This is a genomic window from Corynebacterium sp. MSK032, from assembly GCF_030232065.1.
GTDB classification, from domain to species: domain Bacteria; phylum Actinomycetota; class Actinomycetes; order Mycobacteriales; family Mycobacteriaceae; genus Corynebacterium; species Corynebacterium jeikeium_D.
Genome location: NZ_JASPJR010000029.1, coordinates 1 through 2,443, shown reverse-complemented (window position 1 = coordinate 2,443; position 2,443 = coordinate 1). Strand labels below are relative to the sequence as shown.

At 53.6% G+C, this 2,443-nt stretch carries 1 protein-coding gene; it reads right to left on the bottom strand.

Annotated elements, in window-relative coordinates:
* Window positions 1-531: 531 nt before the first annotated feature.
* Window positions 532-1,980: a nucleobase:cation symporter-2 family protein gene (locus QP995_RS10700; protein WP_049189566.1), complete on the bottom strand. Its 1,449-nt coding sequence runs from the start codon at window positions 1,978-1,980 to the stop codon at window positions 532-534.
* Window positions 1,981-2,443: the final 463 nt, after the last annotated feature.

Sequence of the window (2,443 nt, the reverse complement as noted above, 5' to 3'; positions counted from 1 at the left end):
CGGCATAATAATCTTGTTTTGTGGGTCGTGGTTGCCTTGCCCCTTGTGTGGGGTTGGGTGCTGCGGCCCACTTTTGTACCTACGGGTAAACAACATTTAATCGACAAATGTCGTGGCTTATATCTCGGGGTAGCTACCGATTTGGCTTAATTGCGGGTACTTAGAAGGGTCCGATGCGCAGTACACCGGTCGGAGGCTCCTCGAATTCTGGCACTGAGCTTGTTGGCATGTCCGATTCAGTTATTGCACTTCTGTGTTTACCACAGCCACTCATCCCGACATGCAGATACCGCGCTTCAATGGGGCTTTACTGCCAAGCTGTCCAAATAGGGATCCATACGCTTATTTGGAATTCGTCCTGATTCTTAAGGCCCTACCTACGAGACAACGCGGCGCCATCCAAGGTCGCGCCAAAAGGAAATCCCGTATGGGCGAGGTATTGCCTGCGCCCATACGGGAATGTGTTGTATTTAATTACGCCAGCGCGGTCTGGGATTGAGCTATCCAGCCACGCTAATCAAAGTACCGAAGTTAGTTATTACTGCTTGGCTTAGCGGGCGGGACGTCGCCGTAGCCGTCGTGGTCCTTATCTTCAGAGTTGATACCTCCGCGGAAGGTGTCGTGAGCGCTCGGAGTAACTGCGTGCGGTGCACGGTCGGCGGTGTTGAACAAAAGGTTCAAGATAATAGCTGCGACGGAACCTACGCAGATTCCTGAGGCCATAAACGTTTGTGCCCATGCCGGCAGTCCGGAGAATAGTTCGGGCGATACAGCCGGAAGCAATGCCAGTGCCAACGGAATACCAACCACGATCACGTTGGATTCAGTGAACTTAACCTTGGATAGGGTGCGGACGCCGGATGCTGCGACCATGCCGAACAAGGCGATACCGGCACCTCCCAAAACTGGAGCCGGGATAGCAGCAACGAGAGCGGCCGTCTTTGGAATCAGTCCCAGAATCAGCAGCATTCCGCCTGCAGCTGCGGTAACCCATCGGGATCGCACGCCCGTGATGGACAGGACGCCGATGTTCTGGGCAAACGCCGTGTATTCGAAGGTATTGAAAATACCGCCGATCACGGTCGCAGCACCGTCGGCACGCAGTGTGTCGGCAATACGGCGATTATCAATCTCGGTCTCGGTAATCTCACCGATTGCAAGCACATCTCCAGTCGCCTCGACCATAGTCACAAGCGAGACAATGCACATGGCAAATACAGCCGAGAAGACAAACTCAGGCATGCCGAAGTAGAACGGATGTGTCAGCCCAAAGATTGGTGAGTCCTTAGTCCCAGACCAATCCACCATTCCCAATGGAATGCACAGCAGCAACCCAGAAATCATGCCCACTAGAACGGCGATTCGGGCGAGCCATTCCGGTGCCCAACGCTCAATACTGAGAATCAAGACCAACACAAACACAGCTACTGCCAAGTTTTGGGGCGTGCCGAAATCAGGAGTGTCCTTGACTTCAGCACCGCCACCAACCCAGTCAGCTGCGACTGGCATAAGCGTCGTACCGATAATCAATAGCACCGTGCCAGTGACCAACGGCGGAAATAGACGTAGAAGCGATGCAAAAAGCGGTGCAAAGAGCATCATGAAAATGCCCGATGCAATCACCGAACCGTAGATTGCGGGCACGCCGTATTGCGATCCGATAGTGACCATCGGAATGGCGGCAGAGAAGGTACAGCCCTGAATCAGTGGTAACCGCACACCAAATCGCCAAATACCCACCGACTGCACGATGGTGGCGATGCCGGCAACAAACAGGTCCGCGGCAATTAGGTGCGGAATATCGGATGGGGACATACGCCCGGCATCCACAAGTGCCCAGCCCACGAAAAGCGGGACTGCCACCGCGCCTGCATACGCGGCGAGCACATGTTGAAAGCCGAGTACAAGCAATTTCACATGGCCCGGATACTCATCGACCGGATGGACCGGCCGGGCATCGGTCTTCGTTGATGTAGTCACAGTTCGACTTTAGTTCCCTAGCCCAGCTTTTCCTCACTGGAGCTTTCTATTGGGGTGGTTTCGCTCCATCTCGCTTTACGACGAAGGCCTCGAGACTTGTCACTTTGCTGAGATAACTCGTGAGTGTGCGTAAGAAGCCGGTGAACGAACGCATTGCCGAACAGCTTTAAGTGAAACTCTAGGGTTATGGTCTTCTATTAGCTCGAAAGTACCCAAGAAAGTCATTGTGACCTGGGGGTTCGCTTTATGTGTGAAGTGTGTGTAATGTATCCGGGGTCAGCGCGACAGGGCGATGTGATTGCTTGTTGTGGTGATGTGGGGGAGAGTTTACTTTGTATTCACGGTCGGTTTGACTTGTGTTTGCAGTGAAGGTAGAGTCTTCTTCTGCTGCTCACGTGGTGGTTGCCCTGGTTGGGGTGGTTGTCTTCGTGGGTGTGTGTTGTGTGAGAACTCAATAGTGTGC